The organism is Streptomyces venezuelae, from assembly GCF_008642295.1.
GTDB lineage: Bacteria > Actinomycetota > Actinomycetes > Streptomycetales > Streptomycetaceae > Streptomyces > Streptomyces venezuelae_C.
Window position 1 is genome coordinate 2,228,921 of sequence record NZ_CP029190.1, and the last position, 22,487, is coordinate 2,251,407.

Here is a 22,487-nt window from a genome sequence, read left to right on the forward strand (position 1 = left end):
GTACCGTGGCGTCTCTTCTCCCCCGGGCCCGCCCGTATGGTCAGGGCCCACCCGAAGGGTAGGGGAAATGATCCTCGTGGCCGCCCTGGAGGTTCCGTGGTACAGGCGTACATCCTCATCCAGACCGAGGTGGGCAAGGCGTCTTCGGTCGCCGAAGCCATCGGCCAGATCTCGGGGGTGATCCAGGCCGAGGACGTGACCGGGCCGTACGACGTGATCGTGCGCGCCCAGGCGGACACCGTGGACGAGCTCGGCCGCATGGTGGTGGCCAAGGTCCAGCAGGTGGAGGGGATCACCCGCACCCTGACCTGCCCGGTGGTCCATCTGTAGCCCCCGTCTAGTCTGGGCCGGTGATGTCCCACCACCGACCGGTCCGTCTGCCGGTCCTGTCCGCTCTGGTCGCGCTGGCCGCCCTGGTCGCCGTGCCGGCCCTGGCGGGCTGCACGCCGGGCGGTTCCGTCGTCCGGCTGGAGCCGCCGCCCACGCCGCCCGCCGAGGTCGCGGAGCTCTGTGCGGCACTGCACGAGGAGCTCCCCGACACGGTGGCCGGCCTGGAGCGGACCGAGACGGATCCGCGGTCCGAGCTGACCGCCGCTTGGGGTGGCTCGGCGATCGTACTGCGGTGCGGTATCGCCAAGCCCCCGAAGATGGCGGATCCGCGGCAGGAAGGCATCCAGGTGAACGAGGTGGCCTGGCTGATGGAGCCGCTCGCCGAGACGGCGGGCGGCGGATTCCGGTTCACCACCGGCCTGCGGCGTGCCTATACGGAGGTCACCGTGGACAAGGAGCACGCCAAGGACGCGGGGATGCTGGTCGGTCTCTCCGACGCCATCGCCAAGACCGTCCCCGCGGGCATCTCGTCCTACTGACGTCCTGGCTGATGTCCCAGCTGATGTCCCACCGATGCGGCCCTCCGGCGAAAGCCGGAGGGCCGCACAGGTAAGAGGACTAGCGCAGGCCGGTGGAGCGGCGGAGGGCTGCCTGGATCAGGCGGTCGACCAGCTCCGGGTAGGCGATGCCGGACTCCTGCCACATCCGCGGGTACATGGAGATCGGCGTGAACCCGGGCATGGTGTTGATCTCGTTGATGACGAACGTGCCGTCCTCGGTGAGGAAGAAGTCGGCCCGTACCAGGCCCTCGCAGGAGGCCGCGTCGAAGGCCTCGATGGCGAGCCGCTGGACCTCGGCGGTCTGCTCGGGGGTCAGCGGGGCGGGCACGATCCCGGAGGCGGAGTCGATGTACTTGGCGTCGAAGTCGTAGAAGTCGTGGCTGGAGACCGGCGGGATCTCGGCCGGGGCGCTGGCGCGCGGCCCGTCCTCGAACTCCAGCACGCCGACCTCGATCTCGCGGCCCCGCAGCAGCGCCTCCACGATGATCTTCGGGTCGTGGCGCTGGGCCTCCTTGACCGCGGCGGCCAGGCCCGAGATGTCGTCGACCTTGGTGATGCCGATGGAGGATCCGGCCCGGGCGGGCTTGATGAACAGCGGCCAGCCGTGCTCGCCGGCGAACTCCAGGATGCGCTCCTGGGCCGCGGCGCCCCCGTCCACGGCCCACTCGCGGGGCCGGATGGTCAGGTACGGCCCGACCGGCAGCCCGAACGCCGTGAAGACCAGCTTCATGTACTCCTTGTCCTGGCCGACGGCCGAGGACAGGACGCCGGAACCGACGTACGGGATACCGGAGAGCTCCAGGAGACCCTGGAGGGTGCCGTCCTCGCCGTACGGGCCGTGCAGGACGGGGAAGACGACGTCGACCTCACCGAGGGCCTTGGGAACGGCCCCCGGCTCGGTGTAGAGCACCTCGCGGCTGGCCGGATCGACCGGCAGGACGACCGCGCCGTCCTCGGACTCGGCGAGCTCCGCCACGCTGGGGAGCTTCCGGTCGGCGATCGCCATCCGGCTCGGTGCGTCGGCGGTCAGCGCCCAGCGGCCCTCGGGGGTGATGCCGATCGGCAGGACCTCGTACTTGGACCGGTCGATGGACCTCAGCACGGCGCCCGCCGTGACGACCGAGATGGCGTGTTCCGAGCTGCGACCGCCGAAGACGACGGCCACCCGGGGCCTGCGGCCCTGCTGCTCAGTGTTCTGGGGGAGGTTCTCGCTGCTCATATCGCCACGAGAGTACCCGCTCGTGCGTCCGGAGAGGTGTCAGGAGCGTTCCGGTTTGGCGGTGCGTCCCATCAGGTCCTTCAGCGCGACCAGCGGCGGCTTGCCGTGGTGGACGATGTCCACGACCGTGTCGGTGATCGGCATGTCGACCCCGTGGCGGCGGGCCAGATCGGCCACCGACTGGCAGGACTTGACGCCCTCCGCGGTCTGCTTGGTGACCGCGATGGTCTCCTCCAGGGTCATCCCGCGGCCCAGGTTGGTGCCGAAGGTGTGGTTACGGGAGAGCGGCGAGGAGCAGGTGGCGACCAGGTCTCCGAGGCCGGCGAGGCCGGAGAAGGTGAGCGGTTCGGCGCCCATCGCCAGGCCCAGCCGGGTCGTTTCGGCCAGGCCGCGGGTGATGAGGGAGCCCTTGGTGTTGTCGCCGAGTCCCATGCCGTCGGCGATGCCGACGGCGAGGCCGATGACGTTCTTGACGGCGCCGCCCAGCTCGCAGCCGACCACGTCGGTGTTGGTGTACGGGCGGAAGTACGGCGTGTGGCAGGCGGCCTGGAGGCGCCGGGCCACGGTTTCGTCCACGCTGGCGACGACCGAGGCGGCGGGCTGCCGGGCGGCGATCTCGCGGGCCAGGTTGGGGCCGGTGACCACGGCGACCCGCTCGGCCGGCACCTTGGCGACCTCCTCGATGACCTCGCTCATCCGCTTGGCGGTGCCGAGTTCGATGCCCTTCATCAGGGAGACCAGGACGGTGTCGGGGGCCAGCAGCGGAGCCCATTCGGCGAGGTTGCCGCGCAGGGTCTGGGAGGGGATCGACAGCACGGTGAAGTCGGCGCCGCGCGCGGCCTCGGCCGGGTCGGTGGTGGCGCGCAGGTTGGGCGGGAGTTCGATGCCGGGGAGGTAGTCCGGGTTGGTGCGGCCGGTGTTGATGGCCTCGGCCAGTTCCGGGCGCCGGGCCCAGAGGGTCACCTCGCAGCCGGCGTCGGCGAGCACCATGCCGAAGGCGGTGCCCCAGGATCCCGCCGAGAAGACTGCCGCCCTGACGGGCTTGCCGGGTGTCACTTCGTACCCTCCCCCGCGGCCTTGCGCCGCTGTTCCGCCCGCGCCTTGCGGTGGTCGTACGGCTGCGCGGGGGCCTTCTCGCCGCGCAGTTCCTCCAGCAGGGCCGTGATGGCGGCCATGATGACCTCGGTGGCCTCCCGGAGGACCTCCGGGGTGGGCTCGCGGTCGTAGAACTCGGAGAGGTCCACGGGCGGTCCGGCGAGGACCCGGAGGGTCTTGCGCGGGAACAGCCGGAACTTCTTCTCCTTGGCGTACGGGGGCATCGCGAGGTTGGCGCCCCACTGGGCCACCGGGATGACGGGGGCCTTGGTGAGCAGGGCGACCCGGGCGGCGCCGGTCTTGCCCTGCATGGGCCACTGGTCGGGGTCCCGGGTGAGAGTGCCCTCGGGGTAGAAGGCCACGCACTCCCCGTGCTCGATGGCGTCCACGGCGGCCCGGAACGCGTCCAGGGCGTTGGTGGTCTCGCGGTAGACGGGGATCTGGCCGGTGCCGTGGAGGATGGATCCGACGATGGGGGCCTTGAAGAGGGCGGCCTTGGCCAGCAGGCGGGGAACCCGGCCGCTGTTGTACTGGAAGTGCGCGTAGGACAGCGGGTCCAGATACGAGTTGTGATTGACCGCGGTGATGAATCCGCCGTGGGCCGGAATGTGCTCCATTCCCCGCCAGTCCCGCTTGAACAGCACTACCAGCGGCGGTTTTGCGATGACCGCCGCCAGGCGGTACCAGAAGCCGATTCTGCGGCGGGACACTCGGACACCTTCCTCTAGGACCGGTGCGGTGGTGGGGCACCTGGTCGGCCGGACAAGTGTCGCCCCAGGTCCGGTCTCTGTCGAGAACACCGTACGCCCCGCTCGCGGCGGCGGGGCCCCGGGCTGCCGGGGCGGAGGTGACAATGGCGGGGGAATGCCGGGGGAACGGCGGGCGGGTCATGGCGAGTGAGGGGCGGGTGGCGGGGTGGCGGCCGGCGACGGCGTCTGGAGTCTGGTGGTGCCGCTGAAGCCGCTCGCCGCGGCCAAGAGCCGTCTTGCGGCGGCGGCCGGACCGGACCGGGCCGGGCTCGCGCTGGCGTTCGCCCAGGACACCGTGGCAGCGGCGCTGGCCTGCGCGTCCGTACGGGATGTGGTGGTCGTCACGGACGATCCGCGGGCCGGTGCGGAACTGGCGCGGCTGGGCGCGCGGATCGTGCCGGACGTTCCGGGGGCGGGGCTCAACGCGGCCCTGGCCCACGGGGCGCGGATGGTCCGGACGGCCCGGCCGGCGGCTGCGGTGGCGGCGATGAACGCCGATCTGCCGTCCTTGCGGCCGGTGGAATTGCTACGGGTGCTCGAAAGGGCGGAGGTATTTCCCCGGGCATTTCTGCCGGATGCGGCAGGAATCGGAACGACCTTGCTTTCCGCTGCTCCGGGTGTGGAATTGGCCCCTGCGTTCGGCGGGCCCTCCCGGGCCCGGCATTCCGCTTCGGGGGCGGTGGAAATCGCACTCACGGACGTCGACAGCGTGCGCCGGGACGTGGACACGGGGGTGGATCTGCGGGCTGCCGCCGTCCTCGGGCTGGGCCGTCACACCGCCCGATACAGTGCGGGTATGCAGGCAACCGCGTACACGTACGACGAACAGACCCACAGCGGCAGTGTGCTGCTCGACGACGGCACCCCGGTGCCCTTCGAGGCGCCGGCCTTCGAGGCGGGCGGGCTGCGTCTGCTGCGTCCGGGGCAGCGGGTGCGGATCGAGACGGACGGGGAGGGCAGCGCCCTGCGCATCACCCTGATCACCCTGCAGACGCTCTGACCGCACTGCGAGCGCCCTGATCACGCCGGACGCACCGCGGGCGGGTCTCCCCGATGAGGGGAGACCCGCCCGACGTGTGTGACTGCTGCCCTACTTCTTGCGGGCGGTGGTCTTCTTCGCGGTGGTGGTCTTGCGCGCCGTCGTCTTCTTGGCGGGCGCCTTCTTCGCCACGGCCTTCTTGGCCGGGGCGGTCTTCTTGGCGGTGGTCTTCTTGGCCGCCGCCTTGGCCGGGGCCGCCTTCTTCGCAGCCGCGGTGGTCTTCTTGACCGCGGCCTTCTTGACGGCGGTGGTGGTCTTCTTGGCCGGTGCGGCCTTCTTGGCGACGACCTTCTTGGCCGGTGCGGCCTTCTTCGCCGCGGCCTTCTTGGCGGTGGTGGCCTTCTTGGCCGCCGCCTTCTTGACCGTGGCGGAAGCACCGCCGGTCAGGCTGCCCTTGGGCGCCTTCTTGACCGCCACCTCGTCGCCCTTGGGGAGCTTCTTGGTGCCGCTGACCAGGTCTTTGAAGCCCTGACCTGCGCGGAAGCGCGGAACCGAGGTCTTCTTGACCCGGACGCGCTCACCCGTCTGCGGGTTGCGGGCGTAGCGGGCCGGACGGTCGACCTTCTCGAACGAGCCGAAGCCCGTGACCGAGACCCGGTCGCCCGCGACGACCGCGCGGACCATCGCGTCGAGTACCGCGTCGACGGCGTCCGCGGCCTGCTGGCGTCCGCCGAGCTTGTCGGCAATCGCTTCTACGAGCTGCGCCTTGTTCACGTCTTCCCCTTCGGAGACATCGCCAGAACGAATGTGTTCAAGCTATTTCGCACGTTAGGCGGATATATACCGCAAATCAAACACGAAACGGGCTAATCACCCTCCTGCCGCAACGATGAAGGTCGTTGCGGAGTTCCTTCGCATCAGTCGCCTTCAGGGAATCGACCCTCGTCGAGGTCCTTCATCAACCTGTCCAGGCGCCTTGCCGCATCGGCGAGATCGTGCTTCGCCGCAGCCGTGACGACCAACAGCTTCCGGGTCAGCGTCATCCTTACGCCCTCCGGGACTTGCAGTGCGCGCACCTTTGCGTGTGCTTCTTTCAGCCGGTCCGCGACGAGTTCGTAGAGCTCGAGTTGACTGTCGCGTTCCATGCACAGATTGTGCCATCTGGGGCGAGTTGTCGCCTCACGGGGCCTCAACATACGGCTGTGCCCCCCGCCGGAGGGCGGGGGGCACAGTGCCGGGAGAGCGATCACCCGGGAGCGAATAAGCCCTGATCAGGCCGGAATCAGGCCTGGAGGGTACGGGGCTTGTAGGAGGGCCGGGCGCTTTCGTACGTGGCGATGTCCGCTTCGTTCTGAAGGGTGAGCGAGATGTCGTCCAGACCCTCCAGCAGACGCCAGCGGGCGTTGTCGTCGAGCTCGAACTCGGCCTCGATGCCTGCCGCGCGGACCTGCCGGGCGACCAGGTCGACGGTGATCTCGGCGGTCGGGTCGGCCTCGGTCAGCTCCCACAGCCGGTCCACCGTCTCCTGCGGCAGCACCACGGTCAGCAGACCGTTCTTCAGCGAGTTGCCGCGGAAGATGTCCGCGAAGCGGGAGGAGATGACCGTCTTGAAGCCGAAGTTCTGCAGGGCCCAGACGGCGTGCTCGCGGGAGGAGCCGGTGCCGAAGTCGGGGCCGGCGACCAGCACGGTCGCACCCTGGCGCTCGGGGCGGTTCGTGACGAACTCGGGGTCCTTGCGCCAGGCCTCGAAGAGCCCGTCCTCGAACCCGTCACGGGTGATCTTCTTCAGCCAGTGGGCCGGGATGATCTGGTCGGTGTCGACGTTGCTGCGGCGCAGCGGGACGGCCCGGCCGGTGTGGGTGGTGAAGGCTTCCATGGTTTCAGACTCCGGCGGTCGCGGGGGCGGGGGCGTCGGTCAGATCTGCGGGCGAGGCCAGGTGGCCCAGCACCGCGGTGGCCGCGGCCACCTGCGGGGAGACCAGGTGGGTGCGTCCGCCCTTGCCCTGCCGGCCCTCGAAGTTGCGGTTGGAGGTGGACGCGGAGCGCTCACCGGGGGCCAGTTGGTCGGGGTTCATCCCCAGACACATCGAGCAGCCCGCGTGCCGCCATTCGGCGCCGGCCTCGGTGAAGACCTTGTCCAGGCCCTCCTCGACGGCCTGCAGGGCGACCCGGACCGAGCCGGGAACGACCAGCATCCGTACGCCGTCGGCGACTTTGCGGCCCCTGATGATGCCGGCCACGGCCCGCAGGTCCTCGATCCGCCCGTTGGTGCAGGAACCTACGAAGACGGTGTCGACCCTGATGTCGCGCAGCGGCTGCCCGGCGGTCAACCCCATGTATTCCAGGGCCTTTTCGGCGGCCAGGCGCTCCGAAGCGTCCTCGTACGAAGCCGGGTCGGGGACGTTGGCGGACAGCGGCGCGCCCTGGCCCGGGTTGGTGCCCCAGGTGACGAACGGGGACAGCGCGGAGCCGTCGATGACGACCTCGGCGTCGAAGACCGCGTCCTCGTCGGTGCGCAGGGTCTTCCAGTAGGCGACCGCCGCGTCCCAGTCGGCGCCCCGGGGGGCGTGGTCTCGCCCTTCCAGGTAGTCGAAGGTGGTCTGGTCGGGGGCGATCATGCCCGCCCGGGCGCCGGCCTCGATCGACATGTTGCAGATGGTCATCCGGGCTTCCATCGAGAGCTTCTCGATGGCCGCGCCGCGGTATTCCAGGACATAGCCCTGGCCGCCGCCGGTGCCGATCTTGGCGATGATCGCCAGGATCAGGTCCTTGGCGGTGACGCCCTCGGCCAGCTCCCCGGTGACCGTGATGGCCATGGTCTTGGGGCGGGCCAGCGGGAGCGTCTGGGTGGCCAGTACGTGCTCGACCTGGCTGGTGCCGATGCCGAAGGCCAGCGCGCCGAAGGCGCCGTGGGTGGAGGTGTGGGAGTCACCGCAGACCACGGTGGTGCCGGGCTGGGTCAGTCCCAGCTGCGGTCCCACCACGTGGACCACACCCTGCTCGACGTCACCCAGCGAATGCAGCCGGACACCGAATTCCGCGCAGTTGCGGCGCAGCGTCTCCAGCTGGGCCCGGGAGACCGGGTCCGCGATCGGCTTGTCGATGTCGAGGGTCGGGGTGTTGTGGTCCTCGGTGGCGATGGTCAGGTCCAGGCGCCGGACCTTGCGGCCGGCCTGCCGCAGCCCGTCGAAGGCCTGCGGGCTGGTCACCTCGTGCAGCAGGTGCAGATCGATGAAGAGGAGGTCGGGCTCGCCCTCTGCGCGCCGGACGACGTGATCGTCCCAGACCTTCTCCGCGAGTGTCCTACCCATCGCTTTCCCTCCGGCCGGCTGGTTGTGCCGGCACTCCTAGAGATCCCGGACCCAGTGGTTCGTGTGCCCGCACATACAGACTGGCGGGTTCTTGGAAAAATTGAACTTGCGTTTCACAGTGTGAGACGTGAATATCGTTGCATGGACAACTCTAGCGGCGTCGGCGTTCTCGACAAGGCAGCTCTGGTATTGAGCGCACTGGAGTCCGGTCCGGCCACCCTCGCCGGGCTGGTCGCGGCGACAGGGCTCGCACGACCCACGGCACATCGCCTGGCCGTGGCACTGGAACACCACCGGATGGTGGCGAGGGACATGCAGGGCCGGTTCATCCTCGGCCCGCGGCTGGCGGAGCTCGCCGCCGCGGCCGGCGAGGACCGCCTGCTGGCCACGGCGGGACCGGTACTCACCCACCTCCGTGATGTGACCGGGGAGAGCGCACAGCTCTACCGCCGGCAGGGGGACATGCGGATCTGCGTGGCGGCGGCCGAACGGCTGTCGGGCCTGCGGGACACCGTCCCGGTGGGCTCCACGCTCCCGATGAAGGCCGGCTCGGCCGCCCAGATCCTGATGGCCTGGGAGGAGCCGGAGCGGCTCCACCGCGGCCTCCAGGGCGCGCGCTTCACGGCGACGGCCCTGTCGGGCGTACGGCGCCGGGGCTGGGCCCAGTCGATCGGCGAGCGGGAGCCCGGTGTGGCCTCCGTCTCGGCGCCGGTCCGCGGCCCCTCGAACCGCGTGGTGGCCGCCGTGTCGGTCTCCGGACCGATCGAGCGGCTGACCCGCCACCCGGGCCGGATGCACGCCCAGGCGGTCATCGACGCCGCTGCCCGGCTGACCGAGGCGTTGCGCCGCTCCGGCTGATCCCGTCCCGTTCCACTCACTCCCCCGGGTCCGGGGGCGCGTACGACGCCGCACACGTCCGAACTCGCGCCTCCGGGCCCGTACTTCTGGTGCGCACACCGGCCGGACATGCGGAGAAGCCCCCCGCGACCATGTCGCGAGGGGCTTCTCCTGTGCGTACCCCCGACCGGATTCGAACCGGCGCTACCGCCTTGAGAGGGCGGCGTGCTAGGCCGCTACACAACGGGGGCTTGCTTGTTACTGCGCTGGGCTACCAGGACTCGAACCTAGAACAAAGGAACCAGAAACCTTCGTGTTGCCAATTACACCATAGCCCAATGAGGTCTAGACCAGACCACAGTACCCCCGACCGGATTCGAACCGGCGCTACCGCCTTGAGAGGGCGGCGTGCTAGGCCGCTACACAACGGGGGCCCTAGCGATCCTGCATCAAGACGTCCGGGAGCTACCCAAGGAGATCTTGCGGGAAGGATCTGTACCCCCGACCGGATTCGAACCGGCGCTACCGCCTTGAGAGGGCGGCGTGCTAGGCCGCTACACAACGGGGGCAAAGCACTGCGTCAATCATTTGCACTGCGCTGGGGTACCAGGACTCGAACCTAGAATAAGGGAACCAGAAACCCTCGTGTTGCCAATTACACTATACCCCACCAAAAGTCAAGCCCTTGTCGGAACTTTCTTTTGAGTGGCGCCTCCGTCCGGCCTTTCGGCCCGCTCCGGCGGCGCAGAAAGAACATTACCGGATGCCTGACCGTGCTCCAAAACGGGTATCCCCGGCCAGCACCCCGGGGAGCTGGGCAAGCCCGCCGATCCGGTGCACTCCCTCCGGCCCCGCACCGCGCCCGCCGTCCCGGTCCAGCCATACGGCGAGCAGCCCGGCATCGCGGGCCCCGCGGGCGTCGATCTCCGGCTGGTCCCCCACGTAGGCCACCTCCCCGGCCTCCAGCCCCATGGCCGCACAAGCGGCCCTGAAGGCCCCGGCCTGAGGCTTGCTGATCCCCAGCTCGGCGGCGCACACCAGCACCTCGAAGCGGTCGCGCAGGCCCAGCCGGCGCAGTTTGGGGTCCTGGTTGGCGCTGCTGGAGTTGGTGAGCACCCCGTGCCGGTAGCCGGCCGCCAGGGCGTCCAGGGCGGGCAGCACGTCCGGGAACACCTTCCAGGCGGCCTGGTAGTGCGCCACGTACCGGTCGAACCAGGCGTCGGCCTCCGCCTCGGTCAGATCCGGCTGCCGGAGGAAGTCACGCACCCGGTCCCGCCGCTGCTCCTGGAAGCCGGTCTCGCCGGCGGCGAAACGCGCCCAGTTCCGCTCGGTGAGCTCGCGCCACAGCGCCAGTGCCTCGGCCGGGGTGCCGTACCGGTCCCCCAGGCCCTCCTCGGCCAGGTGCTGCGCGAGTCCGGCGGTGTCGGCCCCCGTGTAGTCGAACAGGGTGTCGTCGATGTCCCACAGCACGGCGCGGATCGGCATGTGACCGACCTTACGCCGTGGGGGCGGCAGCCGGTACGGCTGCCGCCCCCACGGGAGGTGCGGACGGGGCTCAGGCGGCGAGCTTCGCCAGGGCCGCGTCGATCCGGGCCAGGGAACGCTCCCGGCCCAGGATCTCCAGGGACTCGAACAGCGGCAGGCCGACCGTACGGCCGGTGACGGCCACCCGGACCGGCGCCTGGGCCTTGCCGAGCTTGAGGCCGTGGGTCTCGCCCGCGGTGAGAACGGCCTGCTTGAGGGACTCGGGGTCGCTCCAGTCGGCGGCGGCGAGGTTCTCGCGGGCCGTGGTCAGCAGGGCCGCCGGCTCGCCCTTCATCGCCTTGTCCCACGAGGCCTGGTCCGCCACCGGCTCCTTCAGGAACAGGAAGTCGACGTTGGCGGTGATGTCCGACAGGACGGTCACCCGGGTCTGGGCGTACGGCGCGATGCGCTCCCAGGCCGCGGCGTCGAAGTCCTCGGGGGCCCAGTTCGCGTGCGGGGCCTGCAGCCACGGGGTGCAGGCGTCCGCGAAGGCCTTCGGGTCCAGCATCCGGATGTGGTCGGCGTTGATGGACTCGCACTTCTTCAGGTCGAAGCGGGCCGGGTTGGCGTTCACGTCCGGGATGTCGAACTTCGCGACCATCTCGTCCATCGTGAAGATGTCCTGGTCCTTGGAGAAGGACCAGCCCAGGAGCGAGAGGTAGTTCAGCAGGCCCTCGGGCAGGAAGCCGCGCTCGCGGTAGAGGTTGAGCGAGGACTCCGGGTCGCGCTTGGAGAGCTTCTTGTTGCCCTCGCCCATCACGTACGGCAGGTGGCCGAAGGAGGGGATGCCGGTGGCGATGCCCAGCTCCATCAGCGCCTTGTACAGGGCGATCTGGCGGGGGGTGGAGGACAGCAGGTCCTCGCCGCGCAGTACGTGGGTGATCTGCATGAGCGCGTCGTCGACCGGGTTGACCAGGGTGTACAGCGGGGCGCCGTTGGCCCGGACGATGCCGTAGTCCGGCACGTTGTCCGGGGTGAAGGTCATCTCGCCGCGGACCAGGTCGGTGAAGGTGATCGGCTCGTCGGGCATCCGGAAGCGCACGATCGAGGTCCGGCCCTCGGCCTCGTACGCGGCCTTCTGCTCCTCGGTCACCACCCGGCACATGCCGTCGTAGCCGGAGGGCCGGCCCTCGCGGCGGGCGAGCTCGCGGCGCTCGTCCAGCTCTTCCGCGGTGCAGTAGCAGCGGTAGGCGTAGCCGCCGTCGAGCAGCCGCTGGGCGACGTCCTTGTAGAGGTCCATCCGCTGGGACTGGCGGTACGGGGCGTGCGGTCCGCCGACCTCGGGGCCCTCGTCCCAGGTGAAGCCGAGCCACTTCAGGGAGTCGAGCAGCTGCTCGTACGACTCCTCGGAGTCGCGGGCCGCGTCGGTGTCCTCGATGCGGAAGACGAACGTACCGCCGTGGTGGCGGGCGAAGGCCCAGTTGAAGAGGGCCGTGCGGACCAGACCCACGTGGGGGTTGCCGGTCGGCGAGGGACAGAAACGTACGCGGACGTTCGCGTTAGCCACGCTTGATCACCTTGTTGGCGAGAGTGCCGATACCTTCGATGGTGACGGCGACCTCGTCGCCGACGTTGAGGGGGCCGACTCCGGCCGGGGTCCCCGTGAGGACGACGTCGCCGGGCAGCAGCGTCATGGCCTCGGTGATGTGGACGATCAGGTCCTCGATGGAGCGGACCATCTGGCTGGTGCGGCCGGACTGGCGCAGTTCGCCGTTGACGGTGCACTCGATCGCGAGGTCGGCCGGGTCGAGGTCGGTCTCGATCCAGGGGCCGAGCGGGCAGGCGCTGTCGAAGCCCTTGGCCCGGGCCCACTGCTTCTCGCGCTGCTGGACGTCGCGCGCGGTGACGTCGTTGGCACAGGTGTAGCCGAGGATGACGTCCTTGACGCGGTCCCGCGGGACCTCCCGGCACATCCGGCCGATCACCACGGCGAGCTCCGCCTCGTGGTGGACCTCCTGGGAGAAGGAGGGGTAGGCGATCGGGTCGCCGGGGCCGACCACCGACGTGGAGGGCTTGAAGAAGGTGATGGGCACGTCCGGGACCTCGTTGCCGAGCTCCGCCGCGTGCTCCGCGTAGTTGCGGCCGATGGCCACGACCTTGTTGGGGAGCACGGGCGGCAGCAGGCGCACCTTGCCTACCGGGACCTTCGTACCGGAGAGCTCGAAGTCCGCGAACGGGATGCCCTTGATGATGTCGAGGACGAGGTCGCTCTGGTCGCCGGAGGCGGTGCTGCCCTCCACGGCGCCGAAGGCGACATTTCCGTCGATCGAGAATCTGGCGATGCGCAAAGGTCGCGCCTGCCCCTCTGTTTCCGCTGGCTGGAGTCTGCGTGTCCAGGCTAACGCGGTTGCGGGGCCCGTCCTGCGAGGTTGTGCTGTGTGGTCTGCCGCGCGGCTACTGCGCGGCGGCGGGGGCGACCATCAGCACGGTGCGGCGGGGGTTGGCGGTCTGGGTCGGCAGCTCGACCGCGTGTTCCGGGGCCTCGACCGCCTGCAGCTCCTCCGCGTCCTTGAGGTGCGCGAGGGTGGTGCGGCGGGGGTTGGCTATGTTGCGGAACATCATGGTCGTCTTCATCGGAGTCGTGAACCCTCGTCGGTGAGTGGGGCGCCCCTCGGACGCCGGTTGTCGGATGAGCGATAGCTGTAAAGGGCAAGGCTAAACATTTGAATCCCCGCGAGAACCGGTAAGTAATGGCCATGGGTATGTGAGTTTGCTCACGAACGACCGGGCATTATGGACATAACGGCAACTCACATGCCACTGCGGAAACGGACATTGCGCCACTGAATGCTCCATTCCGCTCCTGATCATCTCGACTGGGACACCCGGCAGGCCTCTGCGTTTCCATAGACAAAGTCCGGTTCGCCCCGGTAATGCCTCCACTGCGAGTAGCCCGCCTGTCACCACCCGTCACCGACTCTCCGGGCCGACCCTCGCACCTTGTTGGAGATCCGCCACTGTGCTGGAATTCGCGGGACCGCCGCGGGAATCGACGGAAATCAACGAGAACGCGCGGTCACCGACGACCACCACGGGGCCGAACCGATGCCCCACGACTCGACACCGCTCCACCGCTCGCCCGGTGGGGCGCCTGGTCCAGAGGTTGCGACGCTAGTGCAGGGACGTTTCAAGAGGGATGGCAGCGCTGCGGCGGAGCAGGAGCCGCGCGGCGGGACCGACCGCGGCTCCTCGCCCCAGCACGCCCAGAACCGCGGGCCGGGCTCCGATGGTGTCCGCACCACCCCTGCCACCGCCGACAAGGCGAAGGGCAAGGGCAGGAAGGCCAAGGCCGACAAGCCGGGCAAGACCGGGAAGACCGGGAAGGCCGGCCAGTCAGGCCAGGCCGGTGCGGTCACCCCCGAGCCGGCCGGCCAGGACCAGGCGATACCGAAGGCCCCCAGTGGGCCCGGTTCCCGTCTCGCCCTGCAGAACTGGCGCATCAGCACGCGACTGCTGTCGCTGCTGACCCTGCCCGTTGTCGCCGCGACCACGCTCGGCGCCGTCCGAATCGGCGACTCGCTCAGCGAGATCGACCAGCTGGAGCACATGCAGCTGCTGACGACCATGACCCGGCAGGCCACCAACCTGGCCTCCGCGCTCCAGGAGGAGCGCGACCTGTCGGCCGGTCCGATCAGCAACAAGTCGGTCGCCAGTGAGGTCGAGACGGTCCGCGAGCAGACCGACTCCGCCGCCACCGCCTTCACCTCCGCCACGGAGAGCATCGACGCGCAAGGGGACAAGGACGAGACCCTCCAGTCGATCCGTCGCAACGTCACGCAGATCACCCGGCAGATCGACGCGCTCAAGGAAATCCGCACCAGCGCCTACAAGAGCGGCTCCCAGCAGACCGTCTCCCAGTACAACTCGCTGATCGTCTCGCTGCTCTCGCTCTCCCAGGACATGGCCCAGGCCACCTCCAGCCCGGAGATGATCAAGCGGACCCGCGCGCTGGCCGCCTTCTCCTCGGCCAAGGAGTACGCCTCCATCCAGCGCGCGATGATCGCCGCCGCGCTCCCGCAGAGCAACACCCAGGTCGGCGACCTGAAAGAGAACGACCGGCTCTACGCCCTGTCGGCGTACCGGAACTACGACCAGGCCATGGGCACCTTCATTCTGGTCTACCAGGGCAAGGCCGAGGAACTGCTGCAGCCGCTCGGCGAGGGCAACGCCGAGATCTCCTCGGCGAACAGCTACGCCGGCCGCGTCCTGAGGAACCCGGGACAGTTCGCCAAGGAGAAGCCCCGCTCCTGGCGAGACTGGTACGACTCGGACGACAACAAGATCCAGACCATGAAGAGGATCGAGCTCTCGCTCCTCGAGGACATGGAGCAGAAGGCCCGCGAGCTCAAGAACGAGTCCCAGCGCGACGCCATCATCAACGGTGCGCTGATCCTCCTCGTCCTCGGCGTCTCGCTGATCGGCGCGTTCATCATGGCCCGGTCCATGATCCGTTCGCTGCGCCGTCTGCAGGACACCGCGACCCGGGTCGCCCAGGAACGGCTGCCCGAGCTCGTCAAGCAGCTCTCCGAGTCCGACCCGCAGGACGTGGACACCTCCGTGGAATCGGTCGGTGTGCACTCCCGCGACGAGATCGGCCAGGTGGCCGCGGCCTTCGACGACGTGCACCGCGAGGCCGTCCGCCTCGCCGCCGAGCAGGCCCTCCTCCGGGGCAACGTCAACGCGATGTTCACCAACCTCTCGCGCCGCTCGCAGGGTCTCATCCAGCGTCAGCTCTCGTTGATCTCCGAGCTGGAGTCCCGCGAGGCCGACCCGGACCAGCTGTCCTCGCTCTTCAAGCTCGACCACCTCGCGACCCGTATGCGCCGGAACGGCGAAAACCTCCTCGTCCTCGCGGGCGAGGAGCCGGGCCGCCGGTGGACCCGCCCGGTCCCGCTGGTCGACGTCCTGCGTGCCGCGGCGTCCGAGGTGGAGCAGTACGAGCGCATCGAACTGGCCTCGGTCCCCTCGACCGATGTGGCCGGCCGCGTCGTCAACGACCTCGTGCACCTCCTCGCCGAGCTGCTGGAGAACGCCACCTCGTTCTCCTCCCCGCAGACCAAGGTCAAGGTGACCGGTCACGCGCTGCCCGACGGCCGCGTGCTGGTCGAGATCCACGACACCGGTATCGGCCTGTCCCCCGAGGACCTGGCGGCGATCAACGAGCGGCTCGCGGCGCCGCCGACCGTGGACGTCTCGGTCTCCCGCCGCATGGGTCTGTTCGTGGTCGGCCGCCTGTCCCTGCGACACGGCATCCGCATCCAGCTGCGCCCCTCCGACTCCGGCGGTACGACGGCCCTCGTCATGCTGCCCGTGGACGTCGCCCAGGGCGGGCGCAAGCCCGGCCCCGGCGGCCAGGGCGGTCCCGGCGGCCCCGGTGGCCAGCCGGGCAACCCGGCCGGTCAGGGTTCGGTGCCCGGTGGGCCCGCACGCCAGCCGGTGGGTGCCGGCTCGCAGCGCGGTCAGGTTCCCGGCGGTGCGCAGCGCGCCGCGCTGCCCGGCCGCGACGGCCAGCCGCAGGGCGTGCGTCCGCAGAACTCCGGTCCGCAGGGCGGCCCGAACGCCTTCGGTGCCGGCGGTCCGCTGCCGGGCCGCGGCCCGGCCGGCGGCCCCGGTGGACCCGGCAACCACCCGAACCAGGGCAACCAGGGCAACCAGGGACGCGGCGGCTTCGGCGGCAACGCCCCGGCCGGCGGCCCGCAGGCCCGCCCGGTACCGGCCCCGAACGCGGGCGGCCCGGCCGCCGGGTTCGGGCAGGGCAATGCCTTCGAGCGCCCGCAGGCTCCGGCTCCGGCCCCCGCGCCGGCCGCGCCCCGGCAGCAGACCCCCGCTCCGCAGGCTCCGGCCCAGGGCCGCGGCCCCCGGCCGCAGCTGCCGCCGCGCGGTGGCGCTCCGCGCCCGGAGCTCCCCGGCGCCGCGGGCGGTCCCGCCGGACTGCCGCCCACCACCAGCTGGGGGGCCGGCCAGGGCCGTCCCGGTGGCCCGGACGTGCCCCGCGGGCACGACGAGCTGACCGGCCCGGGTTCCACGGCCGAGTTCCCCCGTCCCGACTTCAACGCCCCGCTCCCGCAGGGCAACAGCACCACGGGCCAGTTCGAGCGCCCGGACGTGCGCGGACCGCTGGACCCGGCGTCCACCGGCCAGTTCGCCCGGCCGGAGTTCCCGGCTCAGCGGGCCGGCGGCCCCGGCGTCGGCTCGTACGAGGCACCGGCCCAGCCGGCACCGCAGGCGCCCCACACGCCCGCACCGGTGCCGCGTGCCGAGATGCCGCGGCTGCCGCAGGCCCACCAGCCCGAGGCGCTGCCCCCGGCTCCGAGCCACGGCGGCGGCGATGCCCGCAGCCCGATCTTCGACACGCTGGAGTCGAACTGGTTCCGCCAGGAGGGCGGCGGCGAGCCGCAGCCCTCGGCGCAGGCGCCGGCCGTACCCCAGCAGCCGCAGCAGAGCGCCCCGGCCCCGCAGCAGCCGCAGCAGTCCCTGCCGCAGCGCGGCCAGCAGCGGGCGGCGGCCGATCCGGCCGCCACCGCCGCCATGCCGCAGGTGAGCTGGCGGTCCTCGCCGAACGACGAGCTGATGCGGCAGGCCGAGCGCGTGCGCCAGCCCGCGGCCGGCGGAGTGACCACCTCGGGTCTGCCCCGCCGGGTGCCCCGTGCCAACCTGGTGGCCGGTACCGCGCAGGAGCAGGCCGACGCCCAGACGGGACCGCAGGTCTCGCGTGCGCCGGACGACGTGCGCGGCCGGCTCACCAACCTCCGGCGAGGTATCCAGCAGGGCCGCCAGGCCGGCAACAACGGCCCGTCGACCGGCAATTACCACGTCGACCCCACTTACCAGCAGGAGCGATAGTTGAGTTCGATGAGCCAGGCGGCACAGAACCTGAACTGGTTGATCACCAACTTCGTGGACAACACCCCCGGGGTGTCCCACACGGTGGTGGTCTCCGCCGACGGCCTCCTTCTGGCGATGTCCGAGGGCTTTCCGCGCGACCGCGCCGACCAGCTGGCGGCCGTGGCCTCCGGACTGACCTCGCTGACCGCCGGTGCCTCCCGGATCTTCGAGGGTGGGCCCGTCAACCAGACCGTGGTCGAGATGGACCGGGGATTCCTCTTCCTGATGTCCGTCTCCGATGGATCCTCGCTGGCCGTACTGGCGCACCCCGAGTGCGACATCGGCCTCGTGGGCTACGAGATGGCCCTCCTCGTGGACCGTGCGGGCAGTGTCCTCACTCCGGACCTGCGCGCCGAGCTCCAGGGAAGCCTGCTCATCTGACTGCCACTCTCCCGGCCGGACGGTACTGCCGGCCGGGAGACCGGGTGCCATCCCTGGCCCCGGGACCCAGTACCACCGTCCGGCCGTCATCCACTCCCCCCACCGGCCACCGTCAGACGGCACGCTGACCACTGCTGTCGAGCCCGGAGGATCCATGACCCCGCCCCCCGCCTATCCCGATTCGTACGGTGATTCCTCGTACGGCTCGGAAGGCGACCAGCCGCTGGTACGCCCCTATGCCATGACCGGCGGCCGGACCCGGCCGCGCTACCAGCTCGCCATCGAGGCACTGGTCAGCACCACGGCCGATCCGATGCACCTGTCGACCCTGCTGCCCGAACACCAGCGGATCTGCCAGCTGTGCCGCGAGGTCAAGTCGGTTGCCGAAGTATCCGCCCTGCTGTCGATGCCGCTCGGCGTGGCCCGCATCCTCGTCGCCGACCTGGCCGAGGCGGGCATGGTGGCCATTCACCAGCCGGGCAATGGAGAGGCCGGCGGCACGCCGGACGTAACGCTGCTCGAAAGGGTGCTCAGTGGACTTCGCAAGCTCTAACGGGGGTTCTCACGGCGGAGCGGCTCGCTCCACCACCTCCGCGAAGATCGTGGTGGCGGGCGGCTTCGGCGTGGGCAAGACCACGTTCGTCGGCGCGGTCTCCGAGATCAACCCGCTGCGCACCGAAGCCGTCATGACATCCGCCTCCGCCGGCATCGACGACCTCACCCACACCGGAGACAAGACGACCACCACGGTCGCCATGGACTTCGGCCGCATCACCCTCGACCAGGACCTCATCCTCTACCTGTTCGGCACCCCCGGACAGGACCGCTTCTGGTTCATGTGGGACGACCTCGTCCGCGGCGCCATCGGCGCCGTCGTCCTCGTCGACACCCGCCGACTCGCCGACTGCTTCCCCGCCGTCGACTACTTCGAAAACAGCGGCCTCCCCTTCGTCATCGCCCTCAACGGCTTCGACGGACACCAGCCCTACACCCCCGAAGAAGTCCGCGAAGCACTCCAGATCGGCCCCGACGCACCCATCATCACCACCGACGCACGCCACCGCGCCGACGCCAAGAGCGCCCTCATCACGCTCGTCGAACACGCACTCATGGCACGACTGAAGTAAGCAAGTCCATACCTCTGCGGGCGGACTGTGTCCTGGGACACGGTCCGCCCGTGGCGTTCATAACGTTTCGACAGAGAATTGTCGGTAGTCGGACACACGGTGCATGCGGCCGGTGTCACTGCGCGCACAACAGCCTTGATTTTTGCTGCTGCTCGCTCTTTATGTCCGATTTATGTGAGGGATAAGTCTCTGGGAATGGCCAGATTCAACTGTTTGGAACACGGCCGTTACCCATGCTGGAATTCAACGAACTAGCTAGTAGCACCGCCGAGAGGTTGTTGGTCGAGTGAGGCGAAGCAACACGAGCCCCGCGAATGAACCCGCGCGCGGCAACTTCACCCCGCCGCCGCGCGTGGCCGCGTCGCCCGTCGACGCACCCGTGGAGGCGTCCGCGAGCGGCAGCACCAGCAGGTTCTCGCCCCGCAACTGGCGCGTGCCGACCCGTCTGAACGCCATTCTGCTCGTCCCCGTCCTCGTCGGACTGGTCATGGGCGGCTTCCAGGTGAAGGGCGCCATCGACACCTGGGACGAGGCCAAGGACGCCGAGAAGACGGCGCGCATCGTCCAGGCCGCAGCGGAATACGGCCAGGCCCTGCTCAACGAGCGCGACCTGACCGCCGCCCCGATCCTGAGCGGCAAGCGCGACGACGAGATCGTCACCAAGGCGTACGCCGAAACGGACGCGGCCAAGGCCAAGTTCGCCGAGGCCGTCAAGGACCTGCCGGAGAAGCAGGGCCTGGAGCGCCGCCTCCAGCTCTTCCAGCAGGAGGAGCCCAAGCTGCAGAAGGTCCGCGAGACGGCGTACGCCGCGGACCTTGAGGCCGCCAAGAAGGACCTCAACAACGGCGTGCTCGGTCCCATCCCGACCGAAGAGGGGTATGTGCAGGTCCAGCACTACCTCATGCAGTTCGCCAACGAGCTGGGCCTGGGCACCGGAAACGTGACCAGCTACGGCCGCATGGTGTACGCGGTCCAGCTCGCCAAGGCCGCCAACTCCCTCCAGCGCTCGGTCGGCACCCACCTGCTGATCCGCCCGAACTCCAAGGAAGAGATCCACAAGGCCCAGCTGGTCGCCTTCTCCTCCTACGCCTACCTCGAGGAAATCGCCATCGGCGAGTACGTCGCGGGCGGCACCGAAGCCGAGACCGACCGGCTGAAGGAGGTCATGGGCAAGAAGAGCTCCGAGGGCTCGGCCAAGCTGGACGAGGCCAAGAACCAGGCCATCCAGACCGGCAAGCCCTTCAAGGCCCCGCCGAACGTGGGCGGCTCGTACCTCACCGGTATGACCGAGGCGATAGCCACCGGCCAGTCCAAGGACAAGCTGGCCGCGGCCGGCACCAACCCGCTGTTCTGGCAGGCCGCCGCGACCGCCAAGTTCGAGGGCTACTCGGAGATCGAGAAGGAACTCCTCGACAAGGCCGTCAACGACGCCGTGGCCGTCTCCGACGACGCCCGGAACGACGCCATCATCATCGGCGCCATCGTGGTCGTCGCGCTGCTCGCCGCCTTCATCCTGGCCGCCATGATGGCCCGCCAGATGAGCCGCTCCATGAGCCGGCTGCGCACCGCCGCCTTCGACATCGCCGAGCAGCGCCTGCCCTCGCTCGTCGACCAGCTCTCGCGCACCGACCCGGGCAAGGTCGACACCCGCGTGCTGCCCATCCCGATCAACTCCCAGGACGAGATCGGCGAGGTCGCCCGCGCCTTCGACCAGGTGCACCGCGAGGCCGTCCGGCTCGCCGCCGAGCAGGCGCTCCTGCGAGGGAACGTCAACGCGATCTTCACCAACCTCTCCATGCGCAACCAGTCGCTGATCGAGGGCCAGCTGACCCTCATCACCGACCTGGAGAACAACGAGGCGGACCCGGACCAGCTGGAGAACCTCTTCCGGCTGGACCACCTCGCCACCCGTATGCGTCGCAACGGCGAAAACCTCCTCATCCTCGCGGGTGAGGAGCCGGGCCGCCGCTGGGACCAGCCGGTGCCCCTCGTCGACGTCCTGCGGGCCTCCTCCTCCGAGGTGGAGCAGTACGAGCGCATCGAGCTCTCCGGCGTCTCCGACGCCGAGATCCACGGCCAGGCCGTGACCGACCTCGTGCACCTGCTGGCCGAGCTGCTGGAGAACGCCACCACGTTCTCCTCCCCGCAGACCAAGGTCCGGGTCAACGCCACCCGTCTGCCCGACGGCCGCGTGATGGTCGAGATCCACGACAAGGGCATCGGCCTCACCGCCGAGGACTTCGCGGACATCAACCACAAGCTGGCCAACCCGCCGACCGTGGACGCCGCGATCTCGCAGCGCATGGGCCTCTTCGTGGTCGGCCGGCTGGCCGACCGGCACGGCATCCGAGTCCAGCTGCGCCCCTCGGGCGAGCAGGCCGGCACCACCTCGCTGGTCATGCTCCCGGACGCGATCACCCACGGTGGTGGTGGCGAGGGCATCCCGGACGACGACTTCACGGTCTCCTCGATGATCCCGCAGCAGCACTCGCAGCAGCAGGGCTACGAGGCCGCCCCGATGCGTACGGCCGCCGAGCTCGGCTTCGACGACTCCCGGTACGACAACCCGGGCCAGGGCGGCGCCGAGGCGCGCGATCTGGACCCCGTGGGACGCTCTCTGGTCCGCGAGGAGCGCCGGGCCGCTCTGGAGGCCCAGATGGGCCACCAGAGCGACCAGGAGCAGCCGGGCCGCCCGCAGGACGGGGAGTACGCGCAGGACTATCCGGAACCTCAGCCGGAACACGGGTACCAGGCGTACCAGGGGTATGAGCAGCAGTCCGAACAGGGCTACGAGCCCGGTTACGGTGCTCAGCAGAACCAGCCCGGCTATGAGTCATACCCGCAGGACGGGTATACCTATCCGGAAGGCTCGTACCAGGACCCGCAGCAGGCCGAGCAGAGCTACGACGCCGGCTACGAGGACCAGTCCCAGCAGGCAGGGTGGCCGGAGCAGAGCTCCTACCCCGCTGCCTACCAGCAGGACTACGGAACCGAATCGGAACCCCAGTCCGCTCCCGAACCGGCCCCGGACCGCGTAGGCTTCGACCGTCCGGATGCCGCTGCCGACACCGGCCACCAGCTGACCGGCGCGGGTCTGCCGCGTCGCGGCAGCCAGCAGCAGTGGCAGCCGGCACAGCAGGAAGCGGAGCCCAGCAAGTCCCTCTTCGAGCAGCGGTCCCCCGCGGCACCGGAGCAGGATCAGAACGGTACGGGCTGGCGCTCGGCCAACGACGAGCGCTGGCAGCAGGCCGGCAAGCTCCGTGAGCCGAAGGCGGGCGGGGTCACCCCGTCCGGTCTCCCTCGGCGCGTGCCCAAGGCCAACCTGGTCGAGGGTGCAGCGGAGTCGACCCCGCAGGGCGGCCCACAGGTCTCCCGCGCCCCGGAGGACGTCCGTGGCAGGCTGAGCAACCTGCGACGCGGTGTCCAGCAGGGACGCAGTGCGGGCTCGGAGCAGTCAAGTAACAGCTATGACCAGGAGCGTTAGTGTGAG

At 70.0% G+C, this 22,487-nt stretch carries 19 protein-coding genes, 5 tRNA genes and 1 pseudogene; 9 read left to right on the forward strand and 16 right to left on the reverse strand.

Going from position 1 to position 22,487, the window contains the following annotated elements:
• The first annotated feature begins 96 nt into the window (after positions 1-96).
• Both DEJ50_RS09630 and DEJ50_RS09635 read left to right on the forward strand, forming a co-directional pair.
• Complete coding sequence (locus DEJ50_RS09630) at positions 97-330, forward strand: Lrp/AsnC family transcriptional regulator (RefSeq protein ID WP_150207150.1); 234 nt, start codon at positions 97-99, stop codon at positions 328-330.
• A gap of 23 nt (positions 331-353) precedes the next feature.
• Entirely contained in the window at positions 354-869 is a 516-nt protein-coding gene (locus tag DEJ50_RS09635; protein WP_150207151.1) for a DUF3515 domain-containing protein, read from the forward strand.
• A gap of 79 nt (positions 870-948) precedes the next feature.
• On the opposite strand, the gene DEJ50_RS09640 is transcribed toward DEJ50_RS09635, so the two are convergent.
• The 3 genes from DEJ50_RS09640 to DEJ50_RS09650 are packed head-to-tail and all read right to left on the reverse strand — an operon-like array spanning position 949 to position 3,914.
• Entirely contained in the window at positions 949-2,109 is a 1,161-nt protein-coding gene (locus DEJ50_RS09640; RefSeq protein WP_150207152.1) for a D-alanine--D-alanine ligase family protein, read from the reverse strand.
• A 39-nt stretch (positions 2,110-2,148) separates the two neighbouring features.
• Positions 2,149-3,165, reverse strand: a complete 1,017-nt coding sequence (locus DEJ50_RS09645) for an NAD(P)H-dependent glycerol-3-phosphate dehydrogenase (RefSeq protein ID WP_223837679.1) — start codon at positions 3,163-3,165, stop codon at positions 2,149-2,151.
• Positions 3,162-3,914, reverse strand: coding sequence for a lysophospholipid acyltransferase family protein (locus DEJ50_RS09650; RefSeq protein ID WP_150207153.1), 753 nt, complete (start codon positions 3,912-3,914; stop codon positions 3,162-3,164). The genes DEJ50_RS09645 and DEJ50_RS09650 overlap by 4 nt, the downstream gene beginning before the upstream one ends.
• 205 nt (positions 3,915-4,119) lie before the next feature.
• Here DEJ50_RS09650 and cofC point away from each other — a divergent pair.
• Positions 4,120-4,746, forward strand: a pseudogene (cofC, locus tag DEJ50_RS09655) (2-phospho-L-lactate guanylyltransferase); the annotation flags it as partial.
• 297 nt (positions 4,747-5,043) lie between these two features.
• Here cofC and DEJ50_RS09660 read toward each other — a convergent pair.
• The 4 genes from DEJ50_RS09660 to leuC all read right to left on the reverse strand — a co-directional run bounded on the left by DEJ50_RS09660 (position 5,044) and on the right by leuC (position 8,243).
• Complete coding sequence (locus DEJ50_RS09660; RefSeq protein WP_150207155.1) at positions 5,044-5,706, reverse strand: HU family DNA-binding protein; 663 nt, start codon at positions 5,704-5,706, stop codon at positions 5,044-5,046.
• A gap of 143 nt (positions 5,707-5,849) precedes the next feature.
• Complete coding sequence (locus DEJ50_RS09665) at positions 5,850-6,077, reverse strand: hypothetical protein (protein ID WP_150207156.1); 228 nt, start codon at positions 6,075-6,077, stop codon at positions 5,850-5,852.
• Between the two features lie 137 nt (positions 6,078-6,214).
• The gene (gene leuD, locus DEJ50_RS09670; protein WP_150207157.1) at positions 6,215-6,808 is read right to left on the reverse strand and encodes a 3-isopropylmalate dehydratase small subunit; all 594 of its coding nucleotides are present in this window, start codon (positions 6,806-6,808) and stop codon (positions 6,215-6,217) included.
• Positions 6,809-6,812: 4 nt separating this feature from the next.
• On the reverse strand, positions 6,813-8,243 hold the full coding sequence (gene leuC, locus DEJ50_RS09675) for a 3-isopropylmalate dehydratase large subunit (RefSeq protein ID WP_150207158.1): 1,431 nt from the start codon (positions 8,241-8,243) through the stop codon (positions 6,813-6,815).
• A 141-nt stretch (positions 8,244-8,384) separates the two neighbouring features.
• Between leuC and ndgR the strand changes: the two genes are divergently transcribed.
• Entirely contained in the window at positions 8,385-9,101 is a 717-nt protein-coding gene (gene ndgR / locus DEJ50_RS09680; protein WP_030304142.1) for an IclR family transcriptional regulator NdgR, read from the forward strand.
• A gap of 157 nt (positions 9,102-9,258) precedes the next feature.
• On the opposite strand, the gene DEJ50_RS09685 is transcribed toward ndgR, so the two are convergent.
• From DEJ50_RS09685 to DEJ50_RS09725, 9 genes are all read right to left on the reverse strand, one after another.
• Positions 9,259-9,331 (reverse strand) — tRNA-Glu (locus tag DEJ50_RS09685).
• A gap of 15 nt (positions 9,332-9,346) precedes the next feature.
• A tRNA-Gln gene (locus DEJ50_RS09690) sits at positions 9,347-9,418 on the reverse strand.
• Positions 9,419-9,441: 23 nt separating this feature from the next.
• A tRNA-Glu gene (locus tag DEJ50_RS09695) sits at positions 9,442-9,514 on the reverse strand.
• 62 nt (positions 9,515-9,576) lie between these two features.
• A tRNA-Glu gene (locus DEJ50_RS09700) sits at positions 9,577-9,649 on the reverse strand.
• 29 nt (positions 9,650-9,678) lie between these two features.
• Positions 9,679-9,750 (reverse strand) — tRNA-Gln (locus tag DEJ50_RS09705).
• A gap of 86 nt (positions 9,751-9,836) precedes the next feature.
• Complete coding sequence (locus tag DEJ50_RS09710) at positions 9,837-10,565, reverse strand: HAD family hydrolase (RefSeq protein WP_150207159.1); 729 nt, start codon at positions 10,563-10,565, stop codon at positions 9,837-9,839.
• Positions 10,566-10,635: 70 nt separating this feature from the next.
• The gene (gene gltX, locus DEJ50_RS09715; RefSeq protein WP_150207160.1) at positions 10,636-12,111 is read right to left on the reverse strand and encodes a glutamate--tRNA ligase; all 1,476 of its coding nucleotides are present in this window, start codon (positions 12,109-12,111) and stop codon (positions 10,636-10,638) included.
• A complete protein-coding gene (locus tag DEJ50_RS09720) occupies positions 12,104-12,892 on the reverse strand; it encodes a fumarylacetoacetate hydrolase family protein (protein ID WP_150207161.1) in 789 nt (262 codons plus the stop codon). The genes gltX and DEJ50_RS09720 overlap by 8 nt, the downstream gene beginning before the upstream one ends.
• Positions 12,893-12,998: 106 nt before the next feature.
• A complete protein-coding gene (locus DEJ50_RS09725) occupies positions 12,999-13,178 on the reverse strand; it encodes a hypothetical protein (protein WP_150207162.1) in 180 nt (59 codons plus the stop codon).
• 540 nt (positions 13,179-13,718) lie between these two features.
• On the opposite strand from DEJ50_RS09725, the gene DEJ50_RS09730 reads away from it, so the two are divergent.
• The 5 genes from DEJ50_RS09730 to DEJ50_RS09750 all read left to right on the forward strand — a co-directional run bounded on the left by DEJ50_RS09730 (position 13,719) and on the right by DEJ50_RS09750 (position 22,481).
• On the forward strand, positions 13,719-17,447 hold the full coding sequence (locus tag DEJ50_RS09730) for a nitrate- and nitrite sensing domain-containing protein (protein ID WP_150207163.1): 3,729 nt from the start codon (positions 13,719-13,721) through the stop codon (positions 17,445-17,447).
• Between the two features lie 9 nt (positions 17,448-17,456).
• Positions 17,457-17,870: a roadblock/LC7 domain-containing protein gene (locus DEJ50_RS09735; protein ID WP_150207164.1), complete on the forward strand. Its 414-nt coding sequence runs from the start codon at positions 17,457-17,459 to the stop codon at positions 17,868-17,870.
• A gap of 154 nt (positions 17,871-18,024) precedes the next feature.
• Positions 18,025-18,423 (forward strand): DUF742 domain-containing protein, encoded by a 399-nt coding sequence (locus DEJ50_RS09740; protein ID WP_150207165.1) that lies wholly within the window; start codon positions 18,025-18,027, stop codon positions 18,421-18,423.
• Positions 18,404-18,997: a GTP-binding protein gene (locus DEJ50_RS09745; protein WP_150207166.1), complete on the forward strand. Its 594-nt coding sequence runs from the start codon at positions 18,404-18,406 to the stop codon at positions 18,995-18,997. Before DEJ50_RS09740 ends, DEJ50_RS09745 begins: the two co-directional genes overlap by 20 nt.
• Positions 18,998-19,283: 286 nt before the next feature.
• The gene (locus DEJ50_RS09750; RefSeq protein ID WP_150207167.1) at positions 19,284-22,481 is read left to right on the forward strand and encodes a nitrate- and nitrite sensing domain-containing protein; all 3,198 of its coding nucleotides are present in this window, start codon (positions 19,284-19,286) and stop codon (positions 22,479-22,481) included.
• Positions 22,482-22,487: the final 6 nt, after the last annotated feature.

Excerpts from the sequence above, each read along its gene's own strand:
- leuC (WP_150207158.1), bottom strand. The coding sequence starts at position 8,243 with ATGGGTAGGACACTCGCGGAGAAGGTCTGGGACGATCACGTCGTCCGG.
- ndgR (WP_030304142.1), top strand. The coding sequence starts at position 8,385 with ATGGACAACTCTAGCGGCGTCGGCGTTCTCGACAAGGCAGCTCTGGTA.
- DEJ50_RS09740 (WP_150207165.1), top strand. The coding sequence starts at position 18,025 with ATGACCCCGCCCCCCGCCTATCCCGATTCGTACGGTGATTCCTCGTAC.
- DEJ50_RS09710 (WP_150207159.1), bottom strand. The coding sequence starts at position 10,565 with ATGCCGATCCGCGCCGTGCTGTGGGACATCGACGACACCCTGTTCGAC.
- DEJ50_RS09640 (WP_150207152.1), bottom strand. The coding sequence starts at position 2,109 with ATGAGCAGCGAGAACCTCCCCCAGAACACTGAGCAGCAGGGCCGCAGG.
- DEJ50_RS09635 (WP_150207151.1), top strand. The coding sequence starts at position 354 with ATGTCCCACCACCGACCGGTCCGTCTGCCGGTCCTGTCCGCTCTGGTC.
- leuD (WP_150207157.1), bottom strand. The coding sequence starts at position 6,808 with ATGGAAGCCTTCACCACCCACACCGGCCGGGCCGTCCCGCTGCGCCGC.
- DEJ50_RS09735 (WP_150207164.1), top strand. The coding sequence starts at position 17,457 with ATGAGCCAGGCGGCACAGAACCTGAACTGGTTGATCACCAACTTCGTG.
- DEJ50_RS09725 (WP_150207162.1), bottom strand. The coding sequence starts at position 13,178 with ATGAAGACGACCATGATGTTCCGCAACATAGCCAACCCCCGCCGCACC.
- DEJ50_RS09665 (WP_150207156.1), bottom strand. The coding sequence starts at position 6,077 with ATGGAACGCGACAGTCAACTCGAGCTCTACGAACTCGTCGCGGACCGG.